Origin of the sequence: Arthrobacter sp. NA-172 (assembly GCF_043952055.1) — a bacterium.
Classification (GTDB): Bacteria; Actinomycetota; Actinomycetes; order Actinomycetales; family Micrococcaceae; genus Arthrobacter.
Window position 1 is genome coordinate 293,729 of the sequence record NZ_JBINOT010000003.1, and the last position, 16,383, is coordinate 310,111.

At 64.1% G+C, this 16,383-nt stretch carries 11 protein-coding genes and 3 pseudogenes; 4 read left to right on the forward strand and 10 right to left on the reverse strand.

Going from position 1 to position 16,383, the window contains the following annotated elements; translation table 11 throughout:
• Positions 1 to 4: 4 nt before the first annotated feature.
• The 7 genes and pseudogenes from ACF0H6_RS15365 to ACF0H6_RS15395 all read right to left on the reverse strand — a co-directional run bounded on the left by ACF0H6_RS15365 (position 5) and on the right by ACF0H6_RS15395 (position 7,076).
• Positions 5 to 1,141, reverse strand: a complete 1,137-nt coding sequence (locus ACF0H6_RS15365) for a Gfo/Idh/MocA family protein (RefSeq protein WP_395250452.1) — start codon at positions 1,139 to 1,141, stop codon at positions 5 to 7.
• Positions 1,138 to 1,900: pseudogene (locus ACF0H6_RS15370) on the reverse strand (sugar phosphate isomerase/epimerase family protein). Before ACF0H6_RS15370 ends, ACF0H6_RS15365 begins: the two are co-directional and overlap by 4 nt.
• A 45-nt stretch (positions 1,901 to 1,945) precedes the next feature.
• Positions 1,946 to 2,839: a carbohydrate ABC transporter permease gene (locus ACF0H6_RS15375; protein ID WP_395250453.1), complete on the reverse strand. Its 894-nt coding sequence runs from the start codon at positions 2,837 to 2,839 to the stop codon at positions 1,946 to 1,948.
• Complete coding sequence (locus ACF0H6_RS15380; protein WP_395250454.1) at positions 2,839 to 3,801, reverse strand: carbohydrate ABC transporter permease; 963 nt, start codon at positions 3,799 to 3,801, stop codon at positions 2,839 to 2,841. The genes ACF0H6_RS15375 and ACF0H6_RS15380 overlap by 1 nt, the downstream gene beginning before the upstream one ends.
• Positions 3,802 to 3,905: 104 nt before the next feature.
• A complete protein-coding gene (locus tag ACF0H6_RS15385; protein ID WP_395250455.1) occupies positions 3,906 to 5,123 on the reverse strand; it encodes an ABC transporter substrate-binding protein in 1,218 nt (405 codons plus the stop codon).
• Between the two features lie 106 nt (positions 5,124 to 5,229).
• A complete protein-coding gene (locus tag ACF0H6_RS15390) occupies positions 5,230 to 6,030 on the reverse strand; it encodes a hypothetical protein (RefSeq protein WP_395250456.1) in 801 nt (266 codons plus the stop codon).
• The gene (locus tag ACF0H6_RS15395) at positions 6,027 to 7,076 is read right to left on the reverse strand and encodes a Gfo/Idh/MocA family protein (RefSeq protein ID WP_395250457.1); all 1,050 of its coding nucleotides are present in this window, start codon (positions 7,074 to 7,076) and stop codon (positions 6,027 to 6,029) included. Before ACF0H6_RS15395 ends, ACF0H6_RS15390 begins: the two co-directional genes overlap by 4 nt.
• A gap of 225 nt (positions 7,077 to 7,301) precedes the next feature.
• Between ACF0H6_RS15395 and ACF0H6_RS15400 the strand changes: the two genes are divergently transcribed.
• Together ACF0H6_RS15400 and ACF0H6_RS15405 are read left to right on the forward strand one after the other, a co-directional pair.
• Positions 7,302 to 8,522, forward strand: a complete 1,221-nt coding sequence (locus tag ACF0H6_RS15400; protein WP_395250458.1) for an ROK family protein — start codon at positions 7,302 to 7,304, stop codon at positions 8,520 to 8,522.
• A 123-nt stretch (positions 8,523 to 8,645) separates the two neighbouring features.
• On the forward strand, positions 8,646 to 9,842 hold the full coding sequence (locus tag ACF0H6_RS15405; RefSeq protein ID WP_395250459.1) for a CynX/NimT family MFS transporter: 1,197 nt from the start codon (positions 8,646 to 8,648) through the stop codon (positions 9,840 to 9,842).
• Positions 9,843 to 10,069: 227 nt separating this feature from the next.
• On the opposite strand, the pseudogene aceB reads toward ACF0H6_RS15405, so the two are convergent.
• Together aceB and aceA are read right to left on the reverse strand one after the other, a co-directional pair.
• Positions 10,070 to 11,722 (reverse strand): annotated as a pseudogene (aceB, locus tag ACF0H6_RS15410) (malate synthase A).
• A 234-nt stretch (positions 11,723 to 11,956) separates the two neighbouring features.
• A pseudogene (gene aceA, locus ACF0H6_RS15415) lies at positions 11,957 to 13,286 on the reverse strand (isocitrate lyase).
• 156 nt (positions 13,287 to 13,442) lie between these two features.
• On the opposite strand from aceA, the gene ACF0H6_RS15420 reads away from it, so the two are divergent.
• Positions 13,443 to 14,954 carry a helix-turn-helix domain-containing protein gene (locus ACF0H6_RS15420; protein WP_395250460.1) on the forward strand — a complete coding sequence of 504 codons (1,512 nt, stop codon included), beginning with the start codon at positions 13,443 to 13,445 and terminating at the stop codon, positions 14,952 to 14,954.
• A 33-nt stretch (positions 14,955 to 14,987) separates the two neighbouring features.
• On the opposite strand, the gene ACF0H6_RS15425 is transcribed toward ACF0H6_RS15420, so the two are convergent.
• Positions 14,988 to 15,353 carry an iron chaperone gene (locus tag ACF0H6_RS15425; protein WP_395250461.1) on the reverse strand — a complete coding sequence of 122 codons (366 nt, stop codon included), beginning with the start codon at positions 15,351 to 15,353 and terminating at the stop codon, positions 14,988 to 14,990.
• A 293-nt stretch (positions 15,354 to 15,646) separates the two neighbouring features.
• Between ACF0H6_RS15425 and ACF0H6_RS15430 the strand changes: the two genes are divergently transcribed.
• Entirely contained in the window at positions 15,647 to 16,348 is a 702-nt protein-coding gene (locus ACF0H6_RS15430) for a queuosine precursor transporter (RefSeq protein WP_395250462.1), read from the forward strand.
• The last annotated feature ends 35 nt before the right edge of the window (positions 16,349 to 16,383 follow it).

The window sequence follows — 16,383 nt, forward strand, 5'->3', positions numbered from 1 at the left end:
ATTCCTAGAGGGTGGCGGCCATCGGGTCCCAGTCCTCGGGGAGGGCCTGGGAGGTCACGGCGGAGCTGTCGACGCCTACAAAGGTGCCGGTTTCGGCGGACTCGGCGATGGAAACCAGGGTGTCCACCACATGGTAGGCGAGGGCTCCCTGGGCGCGGTGCGGAACACCCGCGCGCAGCGAACGTGCCATGTCCAGCACGCCCATGCCGCGGCCGTTGGCCGGACCTGTGGCCGGAATGATTTCCGGTTCCTCGGCACCTGCGCGCCACAGCTTGAGCTCGCCGTCGAAGTTGTTCGGGTCAGGCAGTTCGAGCATGCCTTCCGTGCCGCTGATCTCTACGAAGCCCATCCGCAGGCGGGGGGATTCGAAGCTGAAGACGCTGTGCGAGGACGCGCCGCCCTCGAACTGGAGCATGGCCGAAACATGGGTGGGGACCTCGACGGGGAATTCCTCGCCGGCCTTGGGCCCGGAACCGACCACGCGGATTTCCTTGGACTTGGACCCGACGGCGGCGACCTTGCGGACCGAACCGAACGTCTGGACCAGGGCGGTGACGTAGTACGGGCCCATGTCAAAGAGCGGACCCGCGCCGTGGGCGAAGAGGAACGACGGGTTCGGGTGCCAGGACTCCGGTCCGGGGGTCTGGAACATGGTCAGGGCGGTCAACGGGGTGCCGATCCCGCCGGCTTCGATGATCCGGCGGGCGGTCTGCAGGCCTGCGCCCAGGAAGGTGTCCGGGGCGGTGCCGAGGCGGATGCCGGCGGCGTCGGCCGTCTTGAGCAGGGCCAGCCCGGATTCGCGGTCCAGGGAGAAGGGCTTCTCGGTCCAGACGTGCTTGCCGGCGTTGACGGCCGCTGTGGCCACCTCGACGTGTGCGGCCGGGATGGTCAGGTTGACGATGATCTCGACGTCGGGGTGGTTCAGTGCCAGCTCCGGTGAACCCCACTCCGGGATGCCGTATTCCTTCGCACGCGCTTCCGCAGCTTCCTCGAACAGGTCAGCGATCACGTGGACTTTCAAGTCAGGGAAGACCGTCAGGTTGTCCAGGTACGCCTTGGAGATGTTGCCCGCCCCGATCACGGCGACGCCGACCGGCCCGCGGCGGGTGGACGGAGTGGTCTGGTGCGTAGTGGCGCTCATGCGTTCACGTCCTGTGCTCCTGCTGCTGAAGCGGAGTCCTGAAGGAACGCGAGGCTTTCGGCGATGCCTTCGAAGATGTCTCCGGCGTAGTCGTCGAACTCCACGACGCCGACTTCAAGGGACTTCGCGGCAGCAACGACGTCGAGCACCGGGATGGTGCCCTGGCCCGCCGGCTGCTGAGCCTTGGTGTCCGTGGTGCCGGGGCCGTCCTTGATGTGGATGAACTTCACGCGGTCACCGAGGCGGGCGAGCAGTTCCACGGGGTTCTGGCCACCGACAGATGCCCAGTAGGTATCGACTTCCAGGACCAGTTCCGGGTCAAGGAGGCCTTCGAAGTACTCCAGCGCGGTCTGGCCCTCGATGATGGACTCCAGTTCCCAGGCATGGTTGTGGTAGCCGACGCGGATGCCGTATTCGGCACCCTTCTTGGCTGCCGCGTTGAGCTTGGCGGCGGTGGCCTGGATGTCCTCGGCGTTCTGCCAGTGCTCGGCGGGCAGGTATGGGTCGATGACCGTGGCGATGCCCAGTTCCTTGGCTGCTGCGAAGATTTCGTCCTGGTCCGTGGCCCAACAGAGGAGCATGTCCGGACGGAGCGGTGAGGCCGTTCTCCTTCAGGGCAGCGCCCAGCTCCTTCGCGGTTGCGACGAAGTTGTAGGGCTCAACCTGCGTGTAGCCGATCTCGGCAACCCTCTTGATGGTGCCCGGCAAGTCTTCCTGGATGGCATTGCGCAGGGTGTACAGCTGGATGGAGTAAGACATGGTTTTCCTTTGCGTTGTCAGTTGCGTGAGAAGTTGTGGGTGGCTTTAGCGGCCCGCGAGGGAGCCGCCGATGCCGCCGACGCTGAAGTACTTGTTCAGAGTGGCGAAAACGATGATGGGCGGGAGCATCATGATGACCGCGAGGGCCATGACGCCGGACCAGTCGGTGGCGTTTTGCTGGAAGAAGGACTGCACGCCCATGGGCAGGGTGAAGATCTCGTTGGAGCGCAGGAACACGATCGCGACGAGGTAGTCATTCCAGGCCAGGAGGAAGGCGAAGATCGCCGTAGACAGGATGCCGGGGAGCGAGTTTCGCAGCACCACCTTCGTAAACGATCCGAACACGGAGCAGCCGTCGATCCAGGAGGCTTCCTCGAGGCTGACCGGGATGGAATCGAAGTATGCCGCCATCATCCACGTGGCCACGGTCATTGTCGAGCCGACGTAGATGATGATCAGGCCAAGGAGGTTGTCCACGAGTCCCAAGCCCGCGAACAGGATGAACAGCGGCACCACGGAGGTGATGATCGGCAAGGACTGCATGACGAACAGCAGCAGGGAGTAGCCGGAGACGGCCTTGGAGCGGCCGCGGGAGAGCACGTAGCCGGCGGGTGCGGCGACAGCGACGGAAACGATCACCGTGGAAAGGGTGGTGATGAGGCTGTTCTTGAGCCAGGTGGTGGCCAGGGTCTTGGAGAAGACGTTGCTGATGTTTTCGAACGTCAGGCCCGTGGCGGTGCTGTTGGGGCCCGGGGTCAGGGCCAGGACTACAGTGACCATGATCGGAACGAGGACGATGGCTGTGATAGCCAGGATCAGGACGAACCGCCACCAGCGTCCGCGGAGGCCTGCTTCGGAGAGGACTCGGCGGGATTTTTCCGGACCTTCCACGCCGAGGGCGGGCCCGGATGTGGGGTGTGCGTGGAGTACTGCGCTCATTATTCGACGCTCGACTTTCGGATCTGGCGGTACAGGAAGACCGAGACGACGACGAGGGTGACGGTCATGAGGAAGGCGATGGCGACGCCGGGTCCGGTCTGGAAGTCCTGGAAGACCGTGCGGTAGGCGAGGACCACGAGGGAAGTGGTCGCATCAACGGGGCCGCCGCCGGTGAGGAGGTAGATGGTGGGGAAGTCGTTGACGCAGAAGATCGTCATCAGGATCCAGCTGATGTAGGTGGACCGGGCGATCAGCGGCAGGGTGATCTGGCTGAACTGCTGCCATTTGCTGGCGCCGTCCATGCTGGCGGCTTCATAGACGGTGGTGTCCACGGAGGCCAGGGCGGCCGAGATCATCATCATCATGAAGGGGAAGCTGACCCAGACCTTGAACACCATGACCATGACCGCGGCCAGAGTGGGGTCCGCCAGGAAAAGGGGCGTGCCTAGGCCAAGGCCGCGGAACAGCGAGGGGATGAGGCTGTCCGGGGTGGCCACGAGCCAGTTCCACGCGGTGGATGAGACCACGATCGGTACCACCCAGGGCAGGAGGAGCAGGACCTTGAAGGTGCCGCCTGCCGGGATTTTGGTGCGCAGCAGCAGGGCCAGGCCAAGGCCGACCAGCCAGGAGCCGAAGACGCCGACGATGGTGAACCACAAGGTGAACTGAGCGGCCTTCCAAAACGCCGGCGAGGACAGGACATGGCCGAAGTTCTCGACACCGACGAAGTTGCCGGTGTCGATCAGGGAGCCGTCGTGGGTTGCCTGGACGCCGGCGTAGATCAGCGGGTAGCCGTGGATCAGGACGAGCAGGATGACCGAGGGCAGCAGGAGCCAGAAAAACGTCCGGCGGGTCTGGCCTGACAGTTTGCTCTTGCGATTCAACGACCCGCCCCCGGGCCCGCCGGGGGCAAGCCCCCGGCGGGCCCGGGCCAGGCCGGATTGTGCTGTGGTGGTTGACATGGTGACGGCTTACTTCTTGATCACGGATTCGAGGCCGGTCTTGAATGCCTGCAACGCTGTTTTGGCGTCAGTCTTACCCGTGAGAATGGTCTGGGTGAACTGGTTCAGGGCTTGGCCGCCGTCGAGGACAGCGAGGTTGGCGTTGAGGGTGCTTCCTGGGCGGCGAAGGTCTTTGCGATGGGCTGCCATTCCTTGACGATCTTTACGTTGTTCGCATTGCTCGCAAACTCGGGGAGCTCGGTGATGGACTTGAAAACGGGCAGGGCGGCCATGAGCTTCTGGCGCCAGAGCTCCTTGAGCTGGCCCATGTAATACACGAGGAACGCTTCTGAGCTTTCCTGTGAGGGGGTGTTCTTGTACATCATGATGTTGTTCGGGAACACGAGCGTTCCTTTGTCACCGTGCGGTCCAGCGATCGGGCTCGCAACGGCGAAGTCACCTGACGTGTCCCCGATTCGTTCCGCGGCACCGGCCTGGAAGACCCCATATCCGATTTTCTTGTCTTTCCACTGGGCAGACATGTTGTCTGTGGTGTAGCTGACCGCAGCGGGGTCGATGATCCCGTTCGAGTGGAGTTCCAGGAGGAACTCGATCGCTTCGACATTGCGGTCGTTCATGACGTCCAGTTGGCCATCCTTGGTGAAGACGCCACCGCCGTTGTTGACCATCATCATGATCATCGAGTGGTTGCCGAAGTTGTTTCCTGCACCCGCGCCCGTGCCGAAGCCGACGGCGCCGATCCTTTTCAGGGCCTTGCCTGCCTCGAGGAGGGAAGCCCAGTCCGTCGGCAGGGCCACGCCCGCCTGGTCGAAGAGGGACTTCCGGTACCAGAAGACCCGCATGTCCAACTGCCAAGGAATAGCAACATAGCCCTTGTCCGACTTGAATGGCTCCAGCACGCCCGGCAGGAAGTCGTCGAACTGGCCGTTCTTCTTGAGCGCGTCGACCACCTTGTCGGCGTAGGCGATCTGGCCTTGCTGCTCGAACTGGAACGCCTGGAAGCCACCACCGGTGGACACCGCGGGGCCGGTCTTGGACGCGATGGCCGAGGAGAACGTCTGGTAGAAGTTGTTCCACTGGATGATCTGGTAGCCGGCCTTGCTGTTGTTGGCTCCCGAGAAGCCCTCAGTGATCTTCTTGGCGGCATCGTTGTATGCCGGGGTTGCCCACGGCATGTCCCAGAACTTGATCGTGCCGCCAGCGGAGCTCGAGCTGGAGCCGCCGCCACAGGCAGCGAGCAGCGGGACAGCCGCTGCTGCCGCCGTGAGGCCGAGAAAACCGCGGCGGGAGAAATTGCGGCTGGTTTCGGATTGAACATTCATGATGATTCCTTTCGGGACCGCTGCGCTTGAGGCGCTTGGTTTGCGGTCCAGCTCGTCGTCGAGAAGGTAATGATTGCTTTGGTGCTCTTTTGTTCCGGATCAGGGGTTATGAGAGGTGCGCGAGGGATTCCGTCAGCCGTGCAAAACCGGCCAGATCGGAGGGGAAGGTGCCGGCGTCGAGATGTTCCTTGAGTCGGCGCCAGGTGGTGCGGTGGGCGGATTCATAAAGGGTGGGCAGGAGGAGTTCCCCTTGTTGTCCCGTCGCCCGGATTTCCGCCGGCCAGGCGGCCAGAGGTTCCGGGACTACGACGCTGACGCCGCCGTCGTCGGTATAGAGGCGGAGGTCGACGCCGGCGGGCCGGGAGTTGCTCAGCACGCCGTGGAGCGAAACCGGAGCGCCGTTAGCGAGTCGGCCGGAAACCGTGTAGCCGTGCGCTCCTCGGCGCACGACGCGGAGCCCGTCCAGTTGGCCGGTGATGCGCACGACGGCGGCGAGGTGTTCCGTGAGCAGTCGTTCCGGATCCGTGCCTGCCGCGGCAGTGGCGACGGTATCCAGCATGGCTGCACGGCCGGCTAGCGAGCGGACGGCGTCTTCGGCGGGGACGAGCCCCGGGTTGGATGCCCAGCGCTGGTCCAGGACCACAGCAGTGCCGGCGGCTTCAGCGGCATCCCGCAGGGCTGCGGTGTTTTCCGGGGCCGGATTGATCACGACGATGCCCGATGCTCCGCCGTCGATCGCCTTGATTGCCTCGGACGTCCATCCGGGGGCGCCGTCGATGGCTGAGATGGCTGCGGTTTCGCCGGCCGGTGCGGGACCGAAGCTCACCGGCAGCGACGCGACGGCGAGGCCCACCGCTCCACTCTCTTCGGCCTGCACGGAGGCGGCGACCGTGTACTGGGTACTCATGAGTGGACTCCTGCATGCTCGGCGGCGGCGAGGTTCACCGTTGCGTCGGCGATGTCGATCGCGAAGGTGAGGTCGTTGATGAGGGTTTCGGCGGACGGCGGCTGCTTGGTTCCGAGGGCCAGCTGCGCGAGTTCGCGCCACTCGCCCTCGTATCCGTTGTGCTCGAACGGCCCGTAGGTGGTGCTCGTGGTGCCGTTGGTGATTGTTGCGGTTGCCGAGCCTGCCTGAACGTAGGAAGGGGTGAAGTCGACGCGGAGGGCGGCATCGTCCGAGATCGCTTCGAAGACCCATTCCGGCTTCCAGGTCTTGTTCATCGCTGCCCTGAGCTCGATGGTCCGATCGCCCGCACGGAGGGAGATTACGTAGCCGAAGGGGCGGACGTGGCGTGCCTGCAGCACCTCGATGTCTTCGAAATCCGGGGTGAAGCGCCTGACGAGCGGAAGGTCGTGGATGGCGAGTCCCATGATTCCGCCGCGGAGGGCGTTCTTGATCACCTCGATGTCGCTGTAGTCAGGGGTGCCGTCTGCAGGCCGGGTGATGATCTCGGTGGCGAAGTCTTCGAAGCGGGCATTGGGCGGGAGAACGATGGAAGAACGGATGGTGTGGACATTCTCAGGGAGATCGCCCCAGCTGGCTTCGGCTGCGAGCCAGCCGGGATCGAAGGTGTGCATGGCGCCCACAATGATCGGCACGCCGGTTTCGTCGCTGACGGCTGAAATCCGCGCCGCTTCGTCGCCGCTCATTGCGAACGGCTTTTCGCAGAGGACAGCCTTCTTGCCTGCGCGGCAGGCCGCGATGACTTGGTCTGCGTGGAACTGGTGGGGGCTGCAGATGGCCACAATGTCGACGTCGGGATCGCCTAGGAGCGCGTCCATGCTGGTGCTGTAGGTGGCGCCGACGCGGGCTGCGACCGATTCGGCCACTGCGGGGTCTACGTCCATGATGTGCCGGACTTCCAGAATGTCCCGAAGCCGGGCGAGTGAGGGCAAGTGGATTGCTTGGGTGACGGGACCGGCGCCAAGAATGCCGACGCCAAGGGGCTGCATTGAACCTGACGGTGTTGCCGGTGAATGGCTGGACAAGATCAGTTACCTCTTCGTAAACGGAGTCTCTTGGATTATCAACGTCGCTTCGTGGGCTGCGTGATCCTCCTCACAACTAACTAAGAACAACGTACGGCTACTTTTGTCGATGAGCAAGCAAAAGCTGATAATCTTTCGACAATCTTTTGATGCGTGACACCCATAAGCAATCGTGCTATCACTGGATGCATGACCACAGCACCCGAAAAGGCCCCCAGCAAGGACGGCTCCGCACAGGACGCCGGGAGCCTCTCGCGTGCAGGAGACTTGTTTCAGCTACTTCGCGACGGCCAGGCACGGACCCGGGCCGAGCTCGCCATCACCACCGGACTGGCCCGTTCCACTGTCGCCTCGCGCATCGACGCCCTCATGAGCTCCGGGCTCGTGGGACCGGCCGGCGAGGCGAGTTCCAGTGGCGGCAGGCCGCCGTCGCGCTTTGCCTTCAACCCCGCGGCCCGCGTTGTCCTGGCGGTCGACGTCGGAGCGACGCACGTGATCATCGCGGTCACCGATCTCGGCGGCGCCGTTCTCGCCGAACGCCGGCTGGCACAGGAAGTCGCCGACGGTCCGGAGGCGGTGCTTGGCCGCGTCGTGACGGCCGGGCGGGAGCTCCTCGCCCAAGTGGGCCGCAAGCTCGAGGACCTGGCCGGAATCGGCATAGGGCTGCCGGGACCGGTGGAGCACGATACCGGCAGGCCGGTCAAGCCGCCGATCATGCCCGGTTGGGACGGATTCGACGTCGTCCGTTACATGCAGCGTTCGCTGCGGGTTCCCGTCTTGGTGGACAACGACGTCAACATCATGGCCTTGGGCGAGCGCACGGCGTATTGGCCGGACCACGACAATTTGCTCTTCATCAAGATCGCCACGGGCATCGGCGCGGGCATCATCAGCAGCGGCCAGCTGCAACGCGGCGCCAACGGCACGGCCGGGGACCTCGGCCACGTCAGGGTTCCCCGCGGCGACGACGTGTTGTGCCGTTGCGGGAACTACGGTTGCCTCGAAGCCCTCGCTTCAGGTCCGGCAGTGGCCCGCCAGCTGCAAACCCTTGGTCTGGAGGCCGTCAACGGCGGCGACGTGCTGCGGCTCGTGGCTGAGGGCGACCTCCGGGCCATCCAGGCGCTCCGGCAGGCCGGACGCGACGTGGGCGACGTCCTCGCGACCGTGGTCAATTTGCTCAACCCTTCGATGATCGTGATTGGCGGGAGCATGGGGGAAGCGGGCGAACACCTCGTTGCCGGCATTCGCGAAGTGGTCTACCGGCGCTCGCTGCCTCTGGCGACCTCACACCTGCGCATCGGTATCTCGATGGCGGGGGATCAAGCCGCAATCCTTGGTGCAAGCCAGATGGTCACGCAGCACGTTTTGTCCCCGGCAGTGATTGAAGCCACGCTCCAAGCGACGGGATGAGCTTCCTTTCGCGCGAGCTGGCAGCAGATGCCCTCAAAACGCGCGGTAGGGGTCACCTGCTGCCAGCTCGCGCGTGATAGCAATGAAGGTGATGCCTACTTTCGCCGCCCTTCACTGCGCCCCATGACCGGCCAATTCCTCTCCAAGGTTCCGCGGGGCTGGCTCATCCTTGCCTGCATCGGCCTCATCGCCCTCAACATGCGCGGGCCCTTCGTCGCAGTGGCCCCGGTGGTGGATTCACTGAAACAGGACCTTGGATTCTCGCCAGTGCAACTTGGACTCCTGACAAGCATTCCCGTGCTCTGCTTCGCGCTCGCCGCACCGTTGGCTTCGATGGCCGGGCGAAGGCTCGGCGCTGAATTCGCGGTAATGCTCACCCTCCTGGGTGTCCTGGCCGGCGTCGTGATCCGCTCCACTGGCGGCGGACTTACGGTCATGGTGGGCACTGTCATCATCGGCGTGGCTATCACCATCGGCAACATCGCCGTGCCGCTCATCATTCGCCGCGACTTCGCCCCGCGACGCCAGGCAACCGCGATGGGCGTGTACACGGCGGCGCTGAACATCGGGTCCTTCCTGACTTCCGTTGCCACAGCCCCGCTTGCCGAACTTGTGGGCTGGCGGCTTGCCCTCGCCGCGAGCGCGGTTTTGGCGTTGGCTGCCATTCTGTTCTGGATACCGACGGTCGGCGCCCGCAGCGCGTTCATTCCGGCCGCAGTCCCGGCCAGCGACAGGTCGCGAGCCGGCAACGCCTCTGGCGTGGGCTGGCTGACCGTCGGCCTGACGCTCGGATTCGCCGGCCAGGCATTTTCGTACTACGGCGTAACCGCCTGGCTGCCGAGCTTCCTGTCCGATGAGCTGCACATGGGCACCGCACAAGCCGGGGCAGGGTCGTCGCTCTTCCAGATTTTCGCGATTGTGGGCGGCCTCGGCGTGCCGCTGCTCGCCCGTTTTGCCAGTACGACGGCGGTCGCGGCCACCCTGGGTGCACTGTGGCTCACCGTGCCCTTGGGCTTGTTGTTGGCCCCGGGCGAGTGGTGGCTGTGGTCGTCCCTGGGTGGCGTCGCGCAAGGCGGTGGCATCACGATCATTTTCATTGCCATCATCAAGTTCGCCCGCGACCAAGCTTCGGCAGGGAAGATGTCCGCGGTGGTGCAGGGGGTCGGCTACTGCTTTGCCGCACTCGCTCCCACGATCATCGGCTACGTGCACAGCCTCTCCAACGGCTGGACCGTCCCGCTCCTGGTGATCCTTGGCTCCGTAATCGCGTTCTGCGTCTGCACGACTCTCTCGGTGCGCTGGGTGGCCCGGCAGCGCTAGGCCGGTTTGAAACGCTAGGTGCGCGCCGCCGTCGTACTCCCCTTAACCACGCGCCTTAACCACGCGCGAACTGGCAGCTAATGACCTCAAAACGCTTATTTGGGGTCATCTGCTGCCAGCTCGCGCGGGTGGTGGTACTCCGTCGCTGGGCTGCCTCCCCGGCCATCGGGGTCACTTGTTGCGAAGAGTGTAGGCAGCCCAGCGGACGGGGGCTTTTATCTCCGGGCTTAGGCGGCGACGAGTTCTTCCTTGGTGGCTTCTTCGCGGGCTTCCGTGAGGTAGCGGGCGTAGGCCGGGATGGTGAGGAAGGTGGGGAATTCCTCGGCCAGGGTGACTTCCTCGAAGATGCTGCGGGCATCATTGAAGCGGTCGTCGTCGAAGCGTTCCAGGCGTGCGAACTCTTCGTCCAGGAGATCGGTGACCCATTCGCGGCTGATGAGCTCGCCGGTGTCCGTGATGGCGTGGGAGTAGATCCACTGCCACAGCTGCGAACGGGAGATCTCCGCCGTGGCCGCGTCTTCCATGAGGTTGTGGATAGCCACGGCTCCGTTGCCGCGCAGCCAGGACTCGATGTACCGGATGCCCACCTCGATGTTGTTCCGGATGCCGGTCTCGGTGATGGTGCCGGTGGTGGAGGCGATGTCGATCAGCGCGCGGTCGTCCGGGGTGACATCCTCGCGTGAGCGGTCCAGTTGGTTCGGACGATCGCCGAGTACGCCGTCGAACACTTCGCGGCACACCGGAACCAGGTCCGGGTGTGCGACCCAGGAACCGTCGAAACCGTCGCCGGCTTCGCGGGTCTTGTCCGCGCGGACCTTCTCGAACGCTGCCGTATTGGCGGCCTCGTCCTTGCGGTTGGGAACGGCTGCAGCCATGCCGCCGATGGCCATGGCGCCGCGGCGGTGGCAGGCCCGGACCAGTTGCTCGGTGTAGGAGCGCATGAACGGCTGGGTCATGGATACTTGGCCGCGGTCCGGGAGCACGAAGCGGGGGCCGCGGGTGCGGAAGTTCTTGATCACGGAGAAAATGTAGTCCCAGCGGCCGGCGTTCAGGCCCGAGGCGTGATCGCGCAGCTCGAAGAGGATCTCCTCCATCTCGAACGCCGCGGTGATCGTCTCAATCAGCACGGTGGCGCGAATGGTGCCCTGCGGAATGCCGAGCAGGTCCTGGGCCATGACGAAGATGTCGTTCCAGAGGCGGGCCTCGAGGTGGTTCTCGATCTTCGGCAGGTAGAAGTAGGGGCCTTTGCCCTGGGCCATGGAGGCGGCGGGCGTTGTGGAAGAAGAACAGGCCGAAGTCCACCACGCCACCGGCAACCGGCTTGCCATCGATGAGCATGTGCTTCTCCGGCAGGTGCCAGCCACGCGGCCGGACCACGATAGTGGGCAGATCCTCGGCCGCACGGAGCTTGTACTCCTTGCCTTCCGGGGAAGTGAAGTCGATACGGCGCTCGAGAGCGTCCGTGAGGTTCAACTGGCCCTGGATGACGTTGCGCCACGTCGGCGTGGAGGAGTCTTCCATGTCGGCCAGCCATACCTTGGCGCCGGAGTTGAGCGCGTTGATGGTCATCTTCCGGTCAACCGGTCCGGTGATTTCCACGCGGCGGTCTTCCAGGCCTGGGCCGGGGGAGCCACGCGCCAGTTCGGATCGTCGCGGATTTCGGCGGTTTCCGGGAGGAATCGGGGATCCTGGCCGCTGGCGATTTGGCCGCGGCGCCCATGCCGCGCCTGCATCAGCTCCTGGCGCCGCTCCGCCGTCGCACGGTGCAGTTTTGCAACGAACTCCAAGGCATCCGGGGTGAGCACCTCGTTCTGCCGGTGGATAGGCTGTGCGGTCAGCGTGATGCCGTTGAGCGTGTAATTGTCAGTGAAGCTGTTCATTTCAATACTCCTCAAAGCAAGAAGGAAAGTTCGACGGCGGTTGGCCGGTTTAGGTGCGGGTGTCGCCGCGCCGTCGGGAAAGGTGATCCGGAAGCGTGCGTAAAAGGGGCCCTGTCCCCGTCCTCGGCCGAGCTTTGCGAGGCCATAGGACGGGGATGGGGAATAGCACGCGGAGGATTGGCTTTTTCGGCACCCAACCGCCAGCAGGAACCGGGCCCAACCGCCGTCGGAGGTTTAGTGGAACTGGCCTTCTTCGGTGGATCCCACCAGGGCCAGGGTGGACGCGTTCGGGTTGAGCGCGGTAGCAATGTCGTCGAAGTAGCCGGTGCCGACTTCGCGCTGGTGCTTGGTTGCGGTGTAGCCGCGGGACTCGGAGGCGAATTCCTTCTCCTGGAGCTCGACGTAGGCGCTCATGCCTTCACGGGCGTAGCCGTGGGCAAGGTCGAACATCGAGTAGTTCAGGGCGTGGAACCCGGCCAAGGTGATGAACTGGAACGTGAAGCCCATGGCGCCGAGTTCGCGCTGGAACTTGGCGATGGTGGCGTCGTCCAGGTGCTTGCGCCAGTTGAACGACGGCGAGCAGTTGTAGGAGAGCATCTGGTCCGGGAACTCGGACTTGACGGCTTCGGCGAACTTGCGGGCCAGTTCCAGGGTCCGGGGTGCCCGTCTCCATCCAGATGAGGTCGGAATACGGTGCGTAGGCCTTGGCACGGGCGATGCAGGGTTCGATGCCGTTGCGGACCTTGTAGAAGCCTTCCGCGGTGCGAACCGGCTGTCCCTCTTCGCGGAGGATGAATTCCTGGTCGCGCTCGTCGACGTCGGAGGTGATCAGCGTGGCTGCCTCGGCGTCGGTGCGGGCGATGACCACGGACGGGGTGCCCGCGACGTCGGCTGCCAGCCGGGCCGCGTTCAGGGTCCGGACGTGCTGCTGGGTGGGGATGAGTACCTTGCCGCCGAGGTGTCCGCACTTCTTCTCGGAGGCGAGCTGGTCCTCCCAGTGCACACCCGAAGCGCCGGCCTGGATCATGGATTTCATGAGTTCGTAGGCGTTCAGCGGGCCGCCAAAACCGGCCTCGGCGTCGGCCACGATCGGAACCAACCAGTCCTCAACAGTCTGGACGCCTTCGGAGTACTCGATCTGGTCAGCACGGAGAAGGGCGTTATTGATTCGGCGGACAACGGTGGGTACCGAGTTGGCCGGGTAGAGCGACTGGTCTGGGTAGGTGTGGCCCGAATTGTTGGCATCAGCGGCAACCTGCCAGCCGGAGAGGTAGATGGCCCGCAGCCCGGCCTTGACCTGCTGCACCGCCTGGTTGCCGGTCAACGCACCAAGCGCGTTGGTGTAACCGCCGGTCGCGGCCTCCTCGGTGAGCTGCTTCCACAGCTTCTCGGAACCGCGCTTGGCCAGGGTGTGTTCTTCGGAGACCCGGCCACGGAGGCGAACGACGTCGGTGGCTGAGTAATCGCGAGTGACGCCTTCCCAACGCGGGTTGGCAGCCCATTCGAGCTCCAGTGCGGCGGCCTGCTCGGTTGCTGTCTGCTCTGGTTCAAATGCTGCGGTCATTGTTCTGTCTCCTTAGACGCTACTCTGCGTGTTTCCTTGTATGTCGCCCCGGCCGATCTTCGCTGCGCCTTTGCAGTTTCCGTCCAGCCGGGGCTTCCGTAGTTCTTACTTTTCAGCACTTCCAAGAAGCTTTCTAGATGAAAACCATGGAAAGAAATGCACTTCTTCGCGTATTCTCAAGAAATGTCACCCGTGAGCTGGAACCGCGAAGTACCGCCGCCGTCGTCGTCCGCTGCTAACGCCGAACTGGACGTCATCAGCCTCGGCCGCCGCGTGCGGCACCTGCGCAAGCAGGCCGGGCTGACGCTTGACGGCCTGAGCGCCGCCGTCGGGACCGCACCGAGCCAATTGAGCCTCATCGAGAACGGCAAGCGGGAGCCTAAACTTGGCCTGCTGCAGCAGCTCGCGGCGGCCCTGAATGTGAGCATCGACCAGTTGCTGGGAGCGGAACCGCCCAGCCGGCGCGCGGGCCTGGAAATCGAGCTGGAGAGATACCAGCGCGGGCCGCTGTACGAGTCCCTGAATCTGCCGAAAATCCGCATCAGTTCGCGGCTTCCGCTCGATGTTTTGGAGTCTCAAGTGGGGCTGCTGCAGGAGCTTGAACGCAAGCTCAACGAGCAGGTCGCGACGCCGGAAGAGGCCCGCCGCGCGAACGGCGAGCTGCGTGCCATGATGCGCGAGCGGGGCAATTATTTTCCGGAGTACGAGGCCGAGGCGCAGAAGGTGCTTGGCCTGGTGGGGTACAGCGCCGGTCCGCTGAGCCAGCACGTGATCGCGGACATCGCCGAGAAGCTCGGATTCACGCTGCACCACGTGGGCGACCTGCCGCATTCCACCCGTTCAGTGACCGATCTAAAGAATCACCGAATTTATCTCACGCAGAGCCAACGGCAGGACCACGATCCCCGCTCGGTCCTTCTGCAGGCCTTGGGCCACTACGTCCTGGGCCACTCGACTCCGCGGAACTACGGCGATTTTCTGGCGCAGCGCGTGGCCACGAACTACTTTGCGGCGGCGCTGCTCCTGCCCGAGCAAGCCACGGTTGAGTTTCTCCAGCGGGCGAAGGCCGCCAAAGAGATCGCTGTGGAGGACATCCGCGATGCCTTTGCCGTCTCCTACGAAACCGCTGCGCACCGCTTCACCAACCTGGCCACGAAACACCTGGGCATCACCACGCATTTCCAGAAGACCCATCAGAGCGGCATCATCTACAAGGCCTACGAGAACGACGGCGTCGCCTTCCCCCAGGACCATACCGGCGCCATCGAGGGACAACCGGCGTGCAAGGCCTGGACTTCGCGGGCCGTGTTCGACGTTCCGGACAAGTTCAGCGCCTACAGCCAATACACCGACACACCCTCCGGTACCTACTGGTGCACGGCCCGCACTGAGCGCTCCGCTGCCGGGGAGTTTTCGCTCAGCATCGGGGTGCCGTACCAGCATGTGAAGTGGTTCCGTGGGAGGGAGACGACGGCGCGGGCTACTTCGACGTGTCCGGACCCGAACTGCTGCAAGCGCCCGCCGGCATCGTTGGCTTCATCCTGGGCCGGCAACGCCTGGCCGTCCGCCCGTGCCCATTCGCACCTGTTGGCCGCGATGCCTCCAGGGGCCTTCCCTGGCGTGGACGAGACCGAGGTGTACGCGTTCTTGGAAGCGCACTCGGGGTAGGTGGAACTTCCCCTGGAATACCGGGACCGTTGATCAGTCCAGGTACCAGCGCTGCTCCCGTTCAGCGAGCAGCGAAGCTACCTTTTCGATGAGTTCATACGGAATCGGTTTCCCGAGGGGAAACTTCAGAGTCCCCTTCGATGCCCGGTACGGGGCGATTCCCCGCTCGAATTCTTCGTCCCCGCCCGGCGCGGGGTAGACCGAAATATGGTGTTTCCAAGCCGCAAAGTACACAACGGAGTGGCCGTCGAAGGTGATGGTCGGTATGCCGTAGCTGATGGTTTGCCCTGCTCCGGGCACGGCTGCGTATGCACGCCGACGAATCTCCCGAAGGATCGTTTGCACCTCGTCGGGTTGCGCCGCGATGTAGTCGTCCACCGTCTCAAAGTGCTCCGCCATGCGCCTGCCCTCGATTCGTCCAGTACCCACCGCCCGGCTCCGCCGAGAACCGCAGCCGACTGCCGCCGTCGTGCTCCTAGCTTGCCTTAGCTCCCGCCGTCCTGCCAGAGGGCGACGATCCCTCCGGGAAACTTGACGACCGCGGATTGGAGGGTGATGTGTGAGGGAGCGTTGGGGCCCACGGTGGCAGAATAGGGGAGGCCCTGCGGTTTTCAGGCGGGTCCACCAGTGCTAATACAGCGGGGCTCAGTGCTCAACCCGGCCGCCCGCGAACCACTACGAACGGACACCCGATGACCTCGCCTTCCGACCCGCAGACGCTGGCCAAGCCCGCAGTTAGATTCGCCTCGATCGGCTCCCAGTACTTCGGCATCATGCTGGCATGCATGGCCGTAGTGCTGATTCTGTCCAACATCGGTGCGGCGAAGGGCGTGGTCTTCGGCCCCATCATCACTGATGGCGGGTTCTTCCTCTTCCCGCTTGCCTACATTCTTGGCGACGTCATGAGCGAGATCTACGGCTTCAAGGTGGCCCGTAAGGCGATCATCACCTCGTTCGCGCTGTCAGCATTCGCATCACTTTGCTACTGGATCATCATTGTGCTGCCCGGTTTTGGCGACGATTACGGCAACGCCAAGCAGGCTGCCATCGAAGGTGCGCTGGGGCCGGTCCCGTTGATCGTCCTTGCATCGCTGCTCGCGTTCTTCGCAGGCCAGACCATCAATTCCTGGATTCTGGTCAAATTGAAAGCCCGCACAGGTGAGCGGACTCTCTGGGCGCGGCTCATGGGTTCATCCGGCGTGGGCGAGTTTGTGGACACGCTCATCTTCTGCAGCATCGCGGCCTCGATCATCGGCATCACGGACTTCGGAAGCTTCCTCAACTACTTCCTGACCGGCTTTCTCTACAAGACCGGCGTCCAGTACATCTTGGTGCCCGTGACCTCGTTGGTCATTGGGTGGATCAAAAAGCGCGAGCCAAGCTACTGGGCGTGAGCACGCCGTAACTCACCGCAGGGAAGTCGGGTAGT